Annotated in this window: 1 protein-coding gene; it reads right to left on the bottom strand. The window is 70.3% G+C overall.

Going from position 1 to position 693, the window contains the following annotated elements; translation table 11 throughout:
• Positions 1-71: 71 nt before the first annotated feature.
• Positions 72-693: TetR/AcrR family transcriptional regulator (locus G3I78_RS46635; protein WP_164436658.1), on the bottom strand; the 622-nt coding region annotated here is incomplete at its 5' end.

Below are 693 nucleotides of genomic sequence, written 5' to 3' on the forward strand. Positions count from 1 at the left end.
CTGTTCCAGGAGCCAGCCGGGAAGCTCTGCCTGTTCGGCGACCACTGGATCGTTTCCCAGACGGAGGTGGATCAGTCCCCGCGGGCCTGACCGAGCCCGGTTGCGGAGCGCTTCCGCCCCTCGGGCAGGGGCAGGACCGCCAGTGCGGTGTCTGCAATGTTCCGCAGCGTTTCCGGAGGCAGACCGGCCTTGGCCACCGCCTCGATCCCTCGGACCACCGTCAGCAGCAGTGCCGCCAACCGCTCCGGATCCGCGGCACTGTCGATGTCGCCGCGGCGCTGGGCGGCGCTGATGTCCGTCGCCACCAGGGTGAGCAGTGCCGTCATGGTCTCGGCCGCCCGTTCGGCGACCGCCGGATCGTGCTGGGCCAGTTCCGCCGCGCCCTTGGCAAACAGGCACCCGCGGCGCTCGGTCTCACAGGCGGCGTTCTCCGCCATCAGGTGCACGTATCCCGACAGCCGGGCCCATGCCTCTGCGTCCGGGCCGCCTGCAAGCCGCCCTTCGGCCACCTCAACGACTGCGGTGCACCAATCGCCGAACACCCGGTGGAACAGCTTGCCCTTGTCTCCGAAGGCGCCGTACAGGCTGCCCTTGCCCAGGCCGGTCGCCTGGGCGATGCCGTCCATCCGGGTGCCTGCATAACCGGTCGCCCAGAACTGTTCCCGGGCCCGCTCCAGGACTTCGCGTTCGTCG

The organism is Streptomyces sp. SID13726 (genome assembly GCF_010548375.1).
Lineage (GTDB): Bacteria > Actinomycetota > Actinomycetes > Streptomycetales > Streptomycetaceae > Streptomyces.